Origin of the sequence: Flavobacterium sp. B183 (assembly GCF_023539155.1) — a bacterium.
Classification (GTDB): domain Bacteria; phylum Bacteroidota; class Bacteroidia; order Flavobacteriales; family Flavobacteriaceae; genus Flavobacterium; species Flavobacterium tructae.
Genome location: NZ_CP097434.1, coordinates 2,282,223 through 2,299,360, shown reverse-complemented (window position 1 = coordinate 2,299,360; position 17,138 = coordinate 2,282,223). Strand labels below are relative to the sequence as shown.

Genomic DNA, 17,138 nt, shown 5'->3' with positions numbered 1-17,138 from the left:
TCATCTTTAAACTCTGAAAAAATGGGTTGTACAGCTATACTCTATTACATTCCAAGCTATTAAACTCCCCTACCATAAAAAAAGTTATCCATACTACAACGTTTTCGTTGGATAACTAATTTCCCGTAAAATCAAATGAAATCAAAAAACACATACTTTAGATATGTAATTGATAATTTAAAGAGGAATAAATTACGAATAACAACTCTTTTTACCTCTTAAAGCTGTAATTACAAACTTTATTAACTTTTTAAACCAAACCGAAAATCATGAAAAAACCAATTCTACAACTTTACCTGATTGCAGCAATTACTGCATTTTTTGGTTCGTGTTCGCAAAATGAAACCACTGAGAAAGATTCTAAAGCTCAGAGCGAACAATTCGAAATTATTAATGTTACGCATCATGACGGAAGACCCTTTAGTACCGGAACTTCTAATTCATCATCAACCGGAAAATACGTAGACAATCCCGGAGGCGGCGTTATGATGCAGGCCTTTTACTGGGATGTTCCTTCGGGAGGGACCTGGTGGAATACGGTGAGCAGTAAAGTAACTGCCTGGTCTAACGCAGGGATTGGTTCGATATGGCTTCCTCCTGCTTCTAAAGCACAAAACGGCGCCTTCTCTATGGGATATGACCCTACAGATTATTTTGATTTTGGAGATTACAACCAAAATGGCTCTGTCGAAACCCGTTTTGGTTCAAAAACCGAACTGGTTAACTTAATTACTAACGCACATGCCGAGAATTTAAAAGTATACGCAGACATTGTGATCAATCACAATAGCGGTGGACAGTCGGAAGCAAATCCTTTTACCGGAACAAACACCTGGACTAATTTTAGCGGAGTTGCTTCGGGAAAATTCACTCGTAATTATAACGATTTTTACAAAAACAGCTATGGTAACAATGATGAAGGCGCATTTGGCGGTTTCCCTGATTTATGCCACGCCAACCCACATGTACAAGATTGGCTATGGCTGAGAGCTGACGGAGTGGGAAAATATTACAAAAATACCATGAAATTTGACGGCTGGAGATTCGATTATGTAAAAGGTTTTGGCGCTTGGGTGGTAAACTCATGGAATGCAAATGTAGGTGGTTTTTCTGTTGGTGAATTATGGGATTCTAATGTAAATACTCTGAACGACTGGGCAAACAATGCTAACAGCTCTGTATTCGATTTTGCTTGTTACTATAAGATGAATGATGCTTTTGACGGAAATAATCTGGCGCTTTTGAATGATGATATGATGTGGAAAAGAAATCCGTACAAAGCCGTAACCTTCGTAACCAATCATGATACTGATGAAATCTGGAGTAAATTACTTGCTTATTCTTACATCCTGACCCATGAAGGCTATCCTACCATTTTCTACAGAGATTATGAAGAATGGCTGGACAAGAACAAACTAAACAATCTGATCTGGATACACAACAATAAAGCGACCGGAACCACTTCTATTTTATACGCCGACAATGACGAGTATATCGCCAGAAGAAACGGTTACAACGGAAATCCCGGATTGGTTGTTTACATTAACAACTCTGATACCTGGCAGGAAAGATGGATTCAGACGAATTGGGCCAATACTCAAATTAAAGATTTTACCGGAAATTCAACCTGGTACCCTACTACTCAAGCGGATAAATGGGTAAAAATACAATGCCCTCCAAAAGGATATTCCATTTGGTCTATTAATCAATAATTTAAAAACTTGTAATTCTAAGGCTGTTCTATAAAAACAGCCTTATTTTTTTTAACTACATAACTTCAATAAACGCAAGTCTTCCCAATTTAAGAAGTGAATATTTTTATTAAGCCGTAATTAATAGTACTTTTGCAACCTATTTATACGAAATATGAGCTTTTTAAAAGAAATACAACGCAGAAGAACATTTGGAATTATATCGCATCCTGATGCCGGAAAAACAACTTTAACTGAAAAATTATTGTTGTTTGGAGGGGCTATTCAGGAAGCGGGAGCTGTAAAAAACAATAAAATTAAAAAAGGAGCAACGAGTGATTTCATGGAAATCGAACGCCAAAGAGGTATTTCGGTTTCAACCTCTGTACTTGCTTTTAATTATAAAGACAAAAAAATCAACATTCTTGATACTCCGGGACACAAGGATTTTGCTGAAGATACTTTTAGAACTTTAACTGCTGTAGATAGTGTTATTGTTGTAATTGACGTTGCTAAAGGGGTCGAGGAACAAACGGAGAAGTTAGTCGCAGTTTGTAGAATGCGTAACATTCCTATGATTGTTTTCATCAACAAATTAGACCGTGAAGGAAAAGATGCTTTTGATTTGATGGACGAAGTAGAACAAAAGCTTGGACTTACGGTTACGCCTTTAAGTTTCCCAATTGGTATGGGTTACGATTTTCAGGGAATCTACAATCTTTGGGAAGAAAACATCAATCTTTTCAGCGGAGACAGTCGTAAAAATATCGAAGAAACAATCGCTTTCTCTGATGTTCAGAACAATCCGGAATTAGATAAAATTGTGGGTCAAAAAGCTGCTGAAAAACTTCGTGAAGAATTAGAACTGATTGACGAAGTGTATCCAAAATTTGATCGTCAGGATTATCTAGATGGTAAACTGCAACCTGTCTTTTTTGGTTCAGCATTGAACAATTTTGGAGTTCGTGAATTGTTAGATTGTTTCGTTACCATTGCTCCGTCACCAAGACCAAAAGATTCTGAAACCCGTTTGGTTGACCCAAAAGAAGAAAAAATGTCCGGTTTTGTGTTCAAAATTCACGCGAATATGGATCCTAAGCACAGAGACCGTTTGGCTTTTATTAAAATTGTTTCAGGAACTTTTGAAAGAAACAAACCTTATTACCACGTTCGCCAAAAGAAAAATTTAAAATTCTCGAGTCCGAATGCCTTCTTTGCAGAGAAAAAAGAAATTGTAGATATTTCTTATCCGGGAGATATTGTTGGACTACACGATACTGGAAATTTCAAAATTGGGGATACCTTAACGGAAGGTGAAATAATGAGTTTCAAAGGAATTCCAAGTTTCTCTCCTGAACATTTCCGATACATTAACAATGCCGATCCGATGAAAGCTAAGCAATTAGACAAAGGTGTGGACCAGTTAATGGATGAAGGTGTGGCGCAGTTGTTTACCTTAGAAATGAACAACCGTAAAGTAATTGGTACTGTTGGAGCGCTTCAATACGAGGTAATTCAGTATCGTTTAGAGCACGAATATGGTGCAAAATGTACTTATGAAAACTTTCCGGTTCACAAAGCTTGCTGGGTAAAACCAGATGATGCTAAAAATGATGAATTCAAAGAATTTAAGCGTATTAAACAAAAATTCCTTGCACATGATAAATACGGTCAGTTGGTATTCCTTGCCGATTCTGACTTCACGATACAAATGACACAAAGCAAATACCCAAGTGTGAAACTGTTCTTCACTTCGGAATTTGACTAAGAAATTTCAAAATTTCAGCTATAAAAAAAGCGCTAATTTTTTACAATTAGCGCTTTTTTTTAATTTGAATTAATCCAACCTTAATTAGTTTTTATACTTCAAAAATTAATCTCTTTTTATATAAGCAGTCGCAAGCTAGCACAATTCATTTAAAACAAGAAATTTTGTCGACGAAAGTAAAAATAAATCCGTTGAACAGCATTTCATACTTACTTCAAAACAAACTTACCAACGTTTGCAAAAATGATATAAATCTTCATTGTGTAACTTTAAAAACTATCACAGATTCACCCTACTTATAAAAAAAGCCCCATTACTGGGGCTTTTAAAGTTTATGCTTGTCCCGCAGGACCAAAATTAAGCGGTATTGGAGCTTGTTCTGTCTCTTTGATTTCGCCATGAGCGACTTCAAAACGATGAATATTTTCACCAATTGCTTTTAATAATCTTTTAGCATGTTGTGGTGTCAAGACAATTCTTGACTTTACTTTGGCTTTAGGAATACCAGGCATAATACTCACAAAATCTAAAACAAATTCTGATGATGAGTGATTGATAATCGCCAGATTAGAATAAATTCCTTCTGCAATAGTTTCATCTAACTCGATATTAATCTGTTCTTGTTGTTGGTTCGGATTACTCATAGGTTCCTAATATTAATAAATATATTCTTCTTTATTAGCCATCATTTCATTGTAATCGTCTTTAGATCCTACGATAGTGTTATCGTATTCTCTCATACCAGTTCCCGCAGGAATTCTGTGTCCAACAATTACATTTTCTTTCAATCCTTCTAAATCATCCACTTTACCAGCTACAGCAGCTTCGTTAAGTACTTTCGTTGTCTCCTGGAATGAAGCCGCAGAAATGAATGATTTAGTTTGTAGCGAAGCTCTTGTAATACCTTGTAAAACTGGCGTTGCAGTTGCAGTAATTACATCTCTGGCTACAACCAGATTTTTATCATTTCGTTTCAACAATGAGTTTTCATCACGTAATTCACGAGGAGTAATGATCTGACCTGGTTTCAATACCGCAGAATCACCAGCATCTTCAACTACTTTCATACCGTATAATTTATCATTTTGAACGATGAAATCTTTAGTATGAATTAATTGATCCTCTAAGAATAAAGTATCACCCGGATCCTGAACTCTTACTTTACGCATCATTTGACGAATAACTACCTCAAAGTGCTTGTCATTAATTTTTACCCCTTGAAGACGGTATACCTCTTGAATTTCATTTACCAAGTACTGTTGAACAGCAGCCGGTCCTTGAATTCTTAAGATGTCATCTGGTGTAATTGCACCGTCAGACAATGGTACTCCTGCTCTTACGAAGTCATTTTCCTGAACTAAGATCTGGCTTGAAAGTTTAACTAAATACTTTTTAATCTCACCAAATTTAGATTCGATAACGATCTCACGGTTACCTCTTTTGATTTTACCGAAAGAAACAACACCGTCGATCTCAGAAACAACTGCCGGGTTTGAAGGGTTACGAGCCTCAAGCAACTCGGTAATTCTTGGAAGACCTCCTGTAATATCGCCCGCTTTAGAAGAACGACGAGGGATTTTCACTAATACTTTACCTGCTTTAATTTTCTCACCATTCTCAACCATTAAGTGTGCACCTACCGGTAAGTTGTACGAACGAATCAATTCACCTTCTTTACCGTAAACCAATAAAGTTGGGATTAATTTTTTGTTTCTCGCCTCAGAAATTACTTTCTCCTGGAATCCGGTTTGCTCATCAATTTCAACCATGTACGATTGTCCTTGCTCTAAATCTTCGTAAGCAATTTTACCAGTAAATTCAGAAACAATTACACCGTTATATGGATCCCACTTACAGATTACAGTTCCTTTAGCTACAGCTTCACCATCTTTAACAAAGATACTAGAACCGTAAGGAATATTATGTGTATTTAAAACGATTCCAGTTTTCTCATCAACTAATTTTAACTCAGTTGAACGTGATACTACGATATCTACCGCATTACCTTCGCTGTCCTCACCTTTAACAGTTTTTAAATCTTCAATCTCAAGTCTACCCGCGAATCTTGTAACAATACTAGACTCTTCAGAGATACCTCCTGCAACCCCTCCAACGTGGAACGTACGAAGTGTTAACTGTGTACCAGGCTCTCCAATAGACTGAGCTGCAATAACTCCGACAGCTTCACCTCTTTGTGTCATTTTTCCGGTAGCTAAGTTTCTACCGTAACATTTAGCACAAATACCTTTTAAAGCCTCACAAGTTAATGGAGATCTAACTTCTACTCTTTCAATAGGAGAAGCTTCGATAGTCTTCATAATAGCCTCCGTAATTTGGTGACCTGATTGAACTAATACTTCATTAGTTAAAGGATTAATAACATCTTGCAATGCAACACGTCCTAAAATTCTTTCTCCTAATGATTCAACGATTTCCTCATTTTTCTTCAATGCAGAAACTTCAACACCTCTTAAAGTTCCACAATCCTCGATGTTAACAATAACATCCTGAGAAACGTCATGAAGCCTTCTTGTTAAGTAACCAGCATCCGCCGTTTTAAGAGCGGTATCCGCAAGACCTTTACGAGCACCGTGAGTAGAAATGAAGTACTCAAGAATCGAAAGACCTTCCTTAAAGTTAGAAAGAATCGGGTTTTCAATAATCTCACCACCACCGGCAGTAGATTTTTTAGGCTTAGCCATCAAACCACGCATACCTGTTAACTGACGAATCTGCTCCTTAGAACCCCTCGCCCCAGAGTCAAGCATCATATATACAGAGTTGAAACCTTGTTGGTCTTCTCTAATATTTTTCATTGCTAACTCTGTTAACTGAGCATTCGCAGAAGTCCATACGTCAATAACCTGGTTGTAACGCTCGTTATTGGTAATAAGACCCATGTTATAGTTAGTTGAGATACCTTCAACTTGCTCTCTGGCATCTGCAATTAACTTCGTTTTTTGTTCCGGGATTCTAATATCACCTAAAGAGAATGATAAACCTCCTCTAAATGCAAATTTATAACCCATATCTTTCATATTATCCAAGAAAGCTGCCGTTGTAGGTACATCAGTCACACTTAAAATGTGTCCGATAATATCTCTAAGGTTTTTCTTAGTCAATACGTCGTTGATATATCCGGCTGCTTCAGGTACTACTTCGTTAAATAATACACGTCCCGCAGTTGTTTGAATAATTTGGTACACTAATTCTCCGGCGTCATTAAAATCTTTAGCTCTGATTTTCACACGAGCATTCAATTCTAATCTTCCTTCGTTTAATGCAATGTTTACTTCTTCAGCAGAATAGAAAGTCAAATCCTGACCGATAATTTTGTGATCTTCTGTTGAAATACGCTCTTTGGTCATATAGTATAGACCCAAGACCATGTCCTGAGAAGGTACAGTAATTGGCGCACCATTTGCAGGGTTCAAGATATTATGAGAAGCCAACATTAATAATTGTGCCTCTAAAATAGCCTCTGGTCCTAATGGTAAGTGAACCGCCATCTGGTCACCATCAAAATCCGCGTTAAACGCCGTACATACTAATGGGTGTAACTGGATTGCTTTCCCTTCAATTAATTTTGGCTGGAATGCCTGAATACCTAATCTGTGCAAAGTAGGAGCACGGTTTAGTAATACCGGGTGTCCTTTAATTACGTTTTCAAGGATATCCCAAACTACCGGCTCTTTTTTGTCGATTATTTTCTTAGCAGATTTTACTGTTTTTACAATACCTCTTTCGATCAATTTACGGATAACGAAAGGTTTGTATAATTCAGAAGCCATATCTTTTGGCAATCCGCATTCGTATAATTTTAACTCCGGACCAACGACGATTACCGAACGAGCAGAATAATCCACACGTTTTCCTAAAAGGTTTTGACGGAAACGTCCTTGTTTACCTTTTAAAGAGTCAGATAATGATTTTAATGGTCTGTTTGATTCTGTTTTAACAGCAGAAGCTTTACGAGTGTTATCGAATAATGAATCTACAGATTCCTGTAACATACGTTTCTCGTTTCTCAAGATCACTTCAGGAGCTTTAATCTCCATTAATCTTTTCAAACGGTTGTTACGGATGATTACACGACGATATAAATCGTTCAAATCTGAAGTTGCAAAACGACCTCCATCAAGTGGCACAAGCGGACGTAATTCCGGCGGGATAACTGGAACCACTTTCATAATCATCCATTCCGGACGGTTTTCGCGGTTTTCGTTAGACTCACGGAAAGACTCAACAACTTGTAATCTTTTTAAAGCTTCAGTTTTTCTTTGTTTAGAAGTCTCGTTGTTAGCGCTGTGTCTTAATTCATAAGATAAAGCATCCAAGTCAATACGAGCTAATAAATCCATGATACATTCCGCTCCCATTTTAGCAACGAATTTGTTTGGATCTAAATCATCTAAATATTGATTCTCTTGTGGAAGAGTATCTAAAATGTTTAAGTATTCTTCTTCAGTTAAGAAATCTAATCTTTGTAAAGATTCTCCATCTGCATTTTTAGCAATACCCGCTTGAATTACTACGTATCTTTCGTAGTAAATGATCATATCTAATTTTTTAGATGGAAGACCAAGGATATAACCAATTTTGTTTGGAAGAGAACGGAAATACCAGATGTGAGCAATTGGCACAACAAGGTTGATGTGTCCTACTCTGTCACGACGTACTTTTTTCTCTGTAACTTCAACACCACAACGGTCGCAGATGATACCTTTGTAACGAATTCTTTTATACTTACCACAAGCACATTCGAAATCTTTTACTGGTCCGAAGATTCTTTCGCAGAAAAGTCCGTCACGCTCTGGTTTGTGAGTTCTGTAGTTAATTGTTTCCGGCTTTAAAACCTCTCCTCTTGATTCTTTCAGGATAGATTCTGGTGAAGCCAATCCAATAGAAATTTTGTTAAATCTTTTTACTGGATTTTTGTCTTTATTGTTTCTGTTATTCATCATAGTTTTTACTATTGATTTATTTTGCAATTAAAAAATTGATTCTTAGTCTAGTCTAAAGTCAAATGTCATAAAGTTTTAGAGTCATTACTGACCTTAGACTTTGGACTTTCAAACTTTTGACTTAAAACACTACCTCGGGTTACTTCTCTAAACTTCAAAATTTAATTTGAAGCGCTAGTTATAGAATGCCTTGCATTACTATAAAAAATCGGAACGGGTTACGGGTATAAATCTTTAAAAACTTCTAACATTTAGTAAACAGCTAAAGTCCCAGAATTCAGTGTTAAACTGAATACTGAGACTGTAACTGAAAACATTTATTATTCTTCCAAACGAAGATCTAAACCTAGACCTTTCAATTCGTGCATTAATACATTGAATGATTCTGGTAAACCTGGTTCTGGCATAGTTTCACCCTTAACGATAGCCTCGTAAGTTTTAGCTCTACCAATAACGTCATCAGACTTAACAGTTAAGATTTCACGTAGTGTACTAGAAGCTCCATAAGCCTCAAGTGCCCAAACCTCCATCTCTCCGAAACGCTGACCTCCAAATTGAGCTTTACCTCCAAGTGGCTGTTGCGTAATCAATGAGTATGGTCCGATAGAACGTGCGTGCATCTTATCATCAACCATGTGTCCTAATTTAAGCATGTAAATTACACCCACAGTCGCTTTTTGTGCAAAACGCTCTCCAGTTCCACCATCATAAAGGTAAGTATGTCCGAAACGTGGTACGTTAGCCTCATCAGTCAAAGCATTGATTTGATCTAAAGAAGCACCGTCAAAAATTGGAGTAGCAAATTTTCTACCCAAGTTCATACCAGCCCATCCAAGAACAGTCTCATAAATCTGACCAATGTTCATACGAGAAGGTACCCCAAGTGGATTCAATACGATATCTACCGGTGTTCCATCCTCTAAGAATGGCATATCCTCATGACGAACGATTCTTGCAACAATACCTTTGTTACCGTGACGTCCCGCCATTTTATCACCTACTTTTAACTTACGTTTTTTAGCGATATAGATTTTAGCCAATTTCAAGATTCCAGATGGCAATTCATCTCCAACTGTAATAGTGAATTTCTCTCTTCTTAAAGATCCTTGTAAGTCGTTCAGCTTAATTTTATAGTTATGAATTAAATCATTAACCATTTTATTTGTAGCGTCATCGGCAACCCATTGACCTTTGCTTAAGTGAGCAAAATCCTCTACTGCGTAAAGCATTTTTTGAGTATATTTTTTACCTTTTGGTAAAACTTCCTCACCCAAATCGTTCATTACACCTTGAGATGTTTTTCCGTTAACGATCAGGAATAATTTCTCTACTAATCTGTCTTTTAATTCAACAAATTTAGTTTCGAACTCCATTTCTAAAGCGCCTAAAGCATCTTTATCCTGAGTACGTTTACGTTTATCTTTAACGGCTCTTGCAAATAATTTTTTGTCAAGAACTACACCATGTAAAGATGGAGAAGCTTTCAATGAAGCATCTTTTACATCACCTGCTTTATCCCCAAAGATTGCACGAAGCAATTTCTCTTCCGGAGTAGGATCTGATTCTCCTTTTGGTGTAATTTTTCCAATCAAAATGTCGCCAGGCTTAACCTCTGCTCCAATTCTGATCATACCGTTTTCATCTAAATCTTTAGTAGCTTCTTCAGAAACGTTAGGAATATCGTTTGTTAACTCTTCGTTTCCTAACTTAGTATCTCTAACCTCTAATGAATAATCATCAACGTGGATAGAAGTAAAAATATCATCACGAACTACTTTTTCAGAAATTACAATCGCATCCTCAAAGTTATACCCTTTCCATGGCATGAACGCAACTTTTAAGTTTCTACCTAAAGCTAATTCACCATTTTGAGTAGCATATCCTTCTGATAATACTTGTCCAAGAACCACTCTGTCACCTTTTCTTACGATTGGTTTCAGGTTGATACTTGTTCCCTGATTGGTTTTTCTAAATTTAATTAAGTTGTATGTTTTCTCATCAGCATCAAAACTAACCATTCTTTCATCTTCAGTACGGTCGTATTTGATAGTAATGATATTTGCATCAACATATTCTACAGTTCCATCTCCTTCAGCATTAATTAATACTCTGGAGTCTGAAGCTACCTGACGCTCTAAACCTGTACCAACGATTGGTGCTTCCGGACGGATCAAAGGAACCGCCTGACGCATCATGTTAGATCCCATCAACGCACGGTTCGCATCATCATGTTCCAAGAAAGGAATTAACGAAGCCGAAATCGAAGCAATCTGGTTAGGTGCAACGTCTGTATAATGTACCACTGAAGGCTCAACAACCGGGAAGTCACCTTCCTCACGAGCAATAACATTAGTTGCCGTAATTTTACCAGTCTCATCCATTTCAATGTTTGCCTGAGCAATCATTTTTCCTTCTTCTTCTTCAGCGCTTAAGTAAATTGGAGTACTTTCTAAATCAACTACACCATTAGTTACTTTACGGTATGGAGTTTCGATGAATCCCATTCCGTTTACTTTTGCATAAACTCCAAGAGATGAAATCAAACCAATGTTTGGTCCCTCAGGAGTTTCAATCGGACATAAACGACCATAGTGTGTATAGTGAACGTCACGAACCTCGAAACCAGCTCTTTCTCTCGAAAGTCCACCTGGTCCAAGTGCAGAAAGTCTTCTCTTGTGTGTAATCTCAGCTAATGGATTCGTTTGATCCATAAATTGAGACAACTGGTTTGTACCAAAGAAAGAGTTGATAACTGATGATAATGTTTTAGCATTGATCAAATCAATTGGTGTAAACACCTCGTTATCTCTAACGTTCATTCTCTCACGAATAGTTCTCGCCATACGTGCTAAACCAACACCGAATTGCTGAGACAATTGTTCTCCAACTGTTCTAACACGACGGTTTGATAAGTGATCAATATCATCAATCTCAGCTTTTGAGTTGATCAATTCGATCAAATATTTCACGATTGTAATGATATCTTCTTTGGTAAGCACTTGCTTGTCCATAGGGATATCTAAATCTAACTTTTTGTTCATTCTGTAACGACCAACTTCACCTAAGTTATAACGTTGATCAGAGAAGAACAATTTATCAATAATACCACGAGCGGTTTCTTCATCAGGCGGTTCTGCATTACGCAATTGTCTGTAGATGTGCTCAACAGCTTCTTTTTCAGAGTTTGTTGGATCTTTTTGTAACGTGTTGTGGATAATAGCATAATCAGCTTGGTTATTATCCTCTTTGTGTAACAAAATAGATTTAACGTTAGAATCAATGATCTCTTCCACATTATCTTTGTCGATAATCGTATCACGATCAAGGATGATTTCGTTACGTTCGATAGAAACTACCTCTCCGGTATCTTCATCAACGAAATCCTCGTGCCAAGTGTTCAATACACGCGCAGCAAGTCTTCTTCCAATATACTTTTTGATACCTGTTTTAGAAACTTTAATTTCTTCAGCTAAGTCGAAAATTTCAAGGATGTCCTTATCTCTTTCGAAACCAATAGCACGGAATAAAGTGGTTACCGGTAATTTTTTCTTTCTATCGATATACGCGTACATAACGCTGTTAATATCTGTAGAAAATTCTATCCAGGATCCTTTAAAAGGAATTACTCTGGCAGAATATAATTTTGTTCCATTTGCGTGGAATGATTGTCCAAAGAAAACCCCAGGAGAACGGTGTAGCTGAGATACTACTACACGCTCGGCACCATTAATTACAAAGGTACCACTTGGCGTCATGTAAGGAATTGTTCCAAGATAAACATCTTGTACAATAGTTTCAAAATCTTCGTGTTCTGGGTCTGTACAGTATAGTTTTAACCTGGCTTTTAAAGGCACACTATAGGTAAGTCCTCTCTCTATACATTCTTGAATTGTATAACGTGGTGGGTCTACAAAATAATCCAGGAACTCCAATACAAAGTTGTTTCTTGTATCTGTAATTGGAAAGTTTTCCATGAAGGTGTTGTATAGACCTTCGTTGCCTCTTTCGTCAGATTTAGTTTCTAATTGAAAAAAATCTTTAAAAGATTTAACCTGAACATCTAGAAAATCCGGATAGTCAGGAATATTTTTTGTAGAGGCAAAATTCAATCTTTCAGTCTGATTTGTTATCATCAATGAACAAAATTTTGATTAAAAAAAAGTAGTTTTTTGTGTAAAACACATTGTTTAGTTTATACTTTCTTTTTAGAATCAATACATCTTTAAAAATAAACCGGGCAAACCAGGTTCCATTTTTTTTCTTCGTATTGATCAAAAACTCTTCCGTATTTTAAACTATTTGATAATAAAATTTAATGTATTTTATTATACGAAAAATGGTTTAGGCCTTTGAGTGTTAACTCAGGACCTAAACCTAGTTCTTAAAACTGAGTTAAATTATTTAAGCTCAACTACAGCTCCAGCTTCTTCTAATGATTTTTTAAGACCTTCAGCCTCTTCTTTAGAAACACCTTCTTTAACGTTACTTGGAGCACCGTCAACTACATCTTTAGCTTCTTTAAGACCTAAACCTGTAAGTTCTTTTACTAATTTCACAACTGCTAATTTAGAAGCTCCAGCTTCTTTCAATACAACTGTAAATTCAGTTTGTGCTTCTTCAGCAGCACCTTCTCCACCACCAGCAGCAACTACTACAGCTGCAGCAGCAGGCTCGATACCATACTCGTCTTTTAATATTGTTGCTAATTCGTTAACTTCTTTAACTGTTAGGTTAACTAATTGTTCTGCGAATTGTTTCAAATCTGCCATTTTTTCTATCGTTTAAAATGATTTGTAAAATTATATTTTGTTTATTGTGCGCTATTTAAGCAGCAAGGAGAATAAACTCCCTGCGGTAATTATTATGCTTCAGTTTCTTCTTCGCTACCTGCGAATTTGTTTTGTAAAGCAGAAATAATTCTTTGAGCTGGTGATTGTAACAACCCAATAAGTTCTCCAAGAAGTTCTTCTTTAGACTTAATAGTTGCTAATGCATCTAATTGATTATCTCCAATATAAATTTCATTATTAATGAAAGCACCTTTTAAAACTGGTTTATCAGATTTCTTACGGAAATCTTTGATAATTTTTCCAGGAGCATTAGCTACATCAGAAATAAATATAGCACTGTTACCAGTTAAAACTGTTGGTAAATCACCATAATCATTAGCAGAAGCTTCCATTGCTTTTGCAAGCAAAGTGTTCTTTACAACTTCTAATTTGATTCCAGCTTTAAAACAAGCTCTACGTAAGTTTGAAGTTGTCTCTGCGTTTAAACCAGAAATATCAGATACATAAATGATATTTGTACCAGCTAACTGCGCAGTTAAATTTTCAATCGCGATTGATTTTTCTTCTCTAGTCATACTAAAAATTTTTAACTACCAATTATACTGCTTTTGGGTCTAATGCGATAGCAGGACTCATAGTGCTTGTAAGGTGAATACCTTTAATGTAGGTACCTTTAGCAGCAGTTGGTTTAAGTTTTATTAATGTTTGAATAATTTCGTGTGCGTTGTCAACAATTTGCTCAGCTCCAAAAGAAACTTTACCAATTCCTGCGTGAACGATACCAGTTTTATCAACTTTAAAGTCAATTTTACCAGCTTTAACCTCTGCAACAGCTTTTGCAACATCCATAGTTACAGTACCTGTTTTAGGGTTTGGCATTAAACCTCTAGGTCCTAAAATACGACCTAATGGACCTAATTTACCCATAACAGCTGGCATAGTGATGATTACATCAACATCTGTCCAACCGTCTTTAATTTTTTGTAAATAGTCATCAAGACCAACATAGTCTGCACCAGCTTCTTTAGCTTCCGCTTCTTTATCTGGAGTAACTAATGCTAATACTTTAACATCTTTACCTGTTCCGTGAGGTAATGTAACCACACCTCTTACCATTTGATTCGCTTTTCTAGGATCTACACCCAAACGAACTGCGATATCAACAGACTCATCAAATTTTGCAGAAGCAACAACTTTCAATAATGCCGCAGCATCTTTTAGAGAGTATAATTTGTTCTTTTCAATTTTTGAAGCAGCCTCTTTTTGCTTTTTTGTTAATTTTGCCATGTCTTTTTCTTAATTAAAAAGGAGCATCTCCTGATACAGTTATACCCATAGATCTAGCTGTTCCAGCAACCATACTCATAGCTTTCTCAATTGTGAAAGCGTTTAAGTCCGGCATTTTGTCTTCAGCAATAGTTCTAATTTGTTCCCAAGTAACGCTAGCTACTTTTTTACGATTAGGCTCACCAGAACCAGATTTTAGCTTTGCAGCTTCCATTAACTGAACTGCTGCTGGAGGAGTCTTAACGACAAAATCAAATGATTTGTCTTTATACACAGTGATTTGCACTGGGCAAATTTTGCCAGGTTTATCCTGAGTTCTAGCATTAAATTGCTTACAGAACTCCATGATATTAACCCCAGCAGCTCCTAAAGCAGGTCCAACCGGTGGCGACGGGTTCGCAGCACCTCCCTTAACTTGTAGTTTAACTACCTTACTAATTTCTTTAGCCATTTTTAAAAAATTTATCACTGTAATCAATGGAAGCGATTACAATGGTTTATTATAGTGTAACAAAAAATTATACTTTTTCAACTTGCATAAAGCTCAATTCTAATGGTGTTTTTCTTCCGAAAATCTTAACCATAACTTCAAGTTTACGCTTTTCTTCATTGATTTTTTCAACCGAACCGTTAAAGCCGTTAAAAGGACCATCGATCACTTTTACCGTTTCACCCAGGCTGAAAGGAATAGCACGAGTATCTGTATTAACAGCCAACTCATCCACTTTACCTAACATTCTATTTACTTCAGAAAGTCTCAAAGGAACCGGCTCCCCGCCTTTGATCTCACCTAAAAACCCAATTACACTAGTAATTGACTTAATAATATGAGGTATCTCACCAACTAAATTGGCTTCGATCATAACATATCCAGGGAAATAAACTTTATCCTTAGACATTTTCTTTCCTTCTTTTACAGTAACTACTTTTTCTGTAGGTACTAAAACTTGGGAAACATAATCGCCCATACCTAATCTGGCAATCTCAGTTTCGATGTAAGCTTTGACTTTGTTTTCTTGTCCGCTTACAGCTCTAACCACATACCATTTTTTCACATTATTATCTGCCATCACAAAAAAATTATCCTTTTAACCAGTTAAAAAATCCAGCCAAAGCTTTTGCAAAAAATTCGTCTACTCCCCATGTTGCCAAAGCGAACAGAATCGAAAATACAGCTACAACAATTGTCAATTTTTGAACCTCAGCCCAAGCTGGCCAAGTAACATTTGACTTTAACTCTTCGAAAGCCTCTGATAAATAATTAGTAACTTTTGTCATTTGATATATTTTTTTATTGCACGGGCGGAGGGATTCGAACCCCCATCAACGGTTTTGGAGACCGCTATTCTACCCTTGAACTACGCCCGTAATTAAAAGCCAGTGATTTCAATTAAGAAAATCAGCTGGCTTTTTTTTTATTTTTTTTATAGGATTATCCTACGATTTCAGTTACCTGACCTGCTCCTACAGTTCTACCACCTTCACGGATAGCGAAACGTAAACCAACACTCATAGCGATTGGGCTTAATAAAGCAACATTGATAGTCAAGTTATCTCCTGGCATTACCATCTCTACTCCTTCTGGTAAAGTAATAACTCCTGTTACGTCAGTTGTACGTACGTAGAACTGTGGACGGTAGTTATTATGGAATGGAGTATGACGTCCACCTTCTTCTTTTTTCAAGATATAAACCTCTGCTTTGAAAGTAGCGTGTGGTTTTACTGATCCTGGCTTAATGATAACCATTCCTCTTTTGATAGATTCTTTATCAATACCTCTTAACAATAAACCTACGTTATCTCCAGCTTCACCTCTATCAAGGATTTTACGGAACATCTCAACTCCTGTAATAGTAGAAGTTAATTTATCAGCTCCCATACCAATGATTTCAACTGGATCTCCTGTATTAGCAATACCTGTTTCGATACGACCTGTAGCAACAGTTCCACGACCAGTAATTGTAAATACGTCTTCAACCGGCATCAAGAATGGTTTTGCTACGTCACGCACTGGCTCTTCGATCCAAGCATCAACAGCATCCATTAATTCAATGATTTTTGGTACCCAAGCAGGATCATTATTCAATCCTCCTAAAGCAGAACCTTGAACTACAGGACCATTATCTCCATCATATTCGTAGAAAGATAATAAATCTCTAATTTCCATCTCAACAAGCTCTAACAACTCAGCATCATCAACCATATCCACTTTGTTCATGAAAACAACGATTCTTGGAATACCAACCTGACGACCTAAAAGGATGTGCTCACGAGTTTGTGGCATTGGACCATCTGTAGCAGCAACTACTAAGATAGCTCCGTCCATTTGAGCTGCTCCAGTAACCATGTTCTTTACGTAATCCGCGTGACCTGGACAGTCAACGTGAGCGTAGTGACGGTTAGCTGTTTCATACTCTACGTGTGATGTATTAATAGTAATACCTCTTTCTTTCTCCTCTGGAGCGTTATCGATTTGATCAAACGATTTTGCTTGACAGTAACCAGCATCAGACAATACTTTTGTAATTGCTGCAGTTAATGTAGTTTTTCCGTGATCCACGTGTCCAATTGTACCTATGTTTAAGTGCGGTTTGGAACGATTAAAATTCTCCTTTGCCATTTTACTTAATTTTTAATC

12 protein-coding genes and 1 tRNA gene are annotated in these 17,138 nt (G+C 36.7%); 2 read left to right on the top strand and 11 right to left on the bottom strand.

All coding sequences use genetic code 11. The annotated features are described in order from the left end of the window. Window positions 1-269: 269 nt before the first annotated feature. Together M4I44_RS10120 and M4I44_RS10115 are read left to right on the top strand one after the other, a co-directional pair. Window positions 270-1,712 carry an alpha-amylase gene (locus M4I44_RS10120; RefSeq protein ID WP_249967202.1) on the top strand — a complete coding sequence of 481 codons (1,443 nt, stop codon included), beginning with the start codon at window positions 270-272 and terminating at the stop codon, window positions 1,710-1,712. Window positions 1,713-1,866: 154 nt separating this feature from the next. After that, the gene (locus M4I44_RS10115) at window positions 1,867-3,459 is read left to right on the top strand and encodes a peptide chain release factor 3 (protein WP_017496731.1); all 1,593 of its coding nucleotides are present in this window, start codon (window positions 1,867-1,869) and stop codon (window positions 3,457-3,459) included. Between the two features lie 332 nt (window positions 3,460-3,791). On the opposite strand, the gene M4I44_RS10110 is transcribed toward M4I44_RS10115, so the two are convergent. The 11 genes from M4I44_RS10110 to tuf all read right to left on the bottom strand — a co-directional run bounded on the left by M4I44_RS10110 (window position 3,792) and on the right by tuf (window position 17,120). Continuing rightward, the gene (locus M4I44_RS10110; protein WP_017496730.1) at window positions 3,792-4,103 is read right to left on the bottom strand and encodes a DUF3467 domain-containing protein; all 312 of its coding nucleotides are present in this window, start codon (window positions 4,101-4,103) and stop codon (window positions 3,792-3,794) included. A 12-nt stretch (window positions 4,104-4,115) separates the two neighbouring features. Next, window positions 4,116-8,423 carry a DNA-directed RNA polymerase subunit beta' gene (rpoC, locus tag M4I44_RS10105; protein ID WP_026110014.1) on the bottom strand — a complete coding sequence of 1,436 codons (4,308 nt, stop codon included), beginning with the start codon at window positions 8,421-8,423 and terminating at the stop codon, window positions 4,116-4,118. A gap of 320 nt (window positions 8,424-8,743) precedes the next feature. After that, window positions 8,744-12,556, bottom strand: coding sequence for a DNA-directed RNA polymerase subunit beta (gene rpoB, locus M4I44_RS10100; RefSeq protein ID WP_017496728.1), 3,813 nt, complete (start codon window positions 12,554-12,556; stop codon window positions 8,744-8,746). A 264-nt stretch (window positions 12,557-12,820) separates the two neighbouring features. Then, the gene (gene rplL / locus M4I44_RS10095) at window positions 12,821-13,192 is read right to left on the bottom strand and encodes a 50S ribosomal protein L7/L12 (RefSeq protein ID WP_007807437.1); all 372 of its coding nucleotides are present in this window, start codon (window positions 13,190-13,192) and stop codon (window positions 12,821-12,823) included. Between the two features lie 92 nt (window positions 13,193-13,284). Further along, complete coding sequence (rplJ, locus tag M4I44_RS10090) at window positions 13,285-13,788, bottom strand: 50S ribosomal protein L10 (protein WP_017496726.1); 504 nt, start codon at window positions 13,786-13,788, stop codon at window positions 13,285-13,287. A 22-nt stretch (window positions 13,789-13,810) separates the two neighbouring features. After that, on the bottom strand, window positions 13,811-14,500 hold the full coding sequence (rplA, locus tag M4I44_RS10085) for a 50S ribosomal protein L1 (protein WP_017496725.1): 690 nt from the start codon (window positions 14,498-14,500) through the stop codon (window positions 13,811-13,813). Window positions 14,501-14,513: 13 nt separating this feature from the next. Next, window positions 14,514-14,951 (bottom strand): 50S ribosomal protein L11, encoded by a 438-nt coding sequence (rplK, locus tag M4I44_RS10080; protein ID WP_008466923.1) that lies wholly within the window; start codon window positions 14,949-14,951, stop codon window positions 14,514-14,516. 67 nt (window positions 14,952-15,018) lie between these two features. After that, window positions 15,019-15,570, bottom strand: coding sequence for a transcription termination/antitermination protein NusG (gene nusG, locus M4I44_RS10075; RefSeq protein ID WP_017496724.1), 552 nt, complete (start codon window positions 15,568-15,570; stop codon window positions 15,019-15,021). Window positions 15,571-15,580: 10 nt separating this feature from the next. Next, window positions 15,581-15,778 carry a preprotein translocase subunit SecE gene (gene secE, locus M4I44_RS10070; RefSeq protein ID WP_008466927.1) on the bottom strand — a complete coding sequence of 66 codons (198 nt, stop codon included), beginning with the start codon at window positions 15,776-15,778 and terminating at the stop codon, window positions 15,581-15,583. A gap of 19 nt (window positions 15,779-15,797) precedes the next feature. Then, a tRNA-Trp gene (locus M4I44_RS10065) sits at window positions 15,798-15,868 on the bottom strand. A gap of 64 nt (window positions 15,869-15,932) precedes the next feature. After that, entirely contained in the window at window positions 15,933-17,120 is a 1,188-nt protein-coding gene (gene tuf, locus M4I44_RS10060; protein ID WP_017496723.1) for an elongation factor Tu, read from the bottom strand. Window positions 17,121-17,138: the final 18 nt, after the last annotated feature.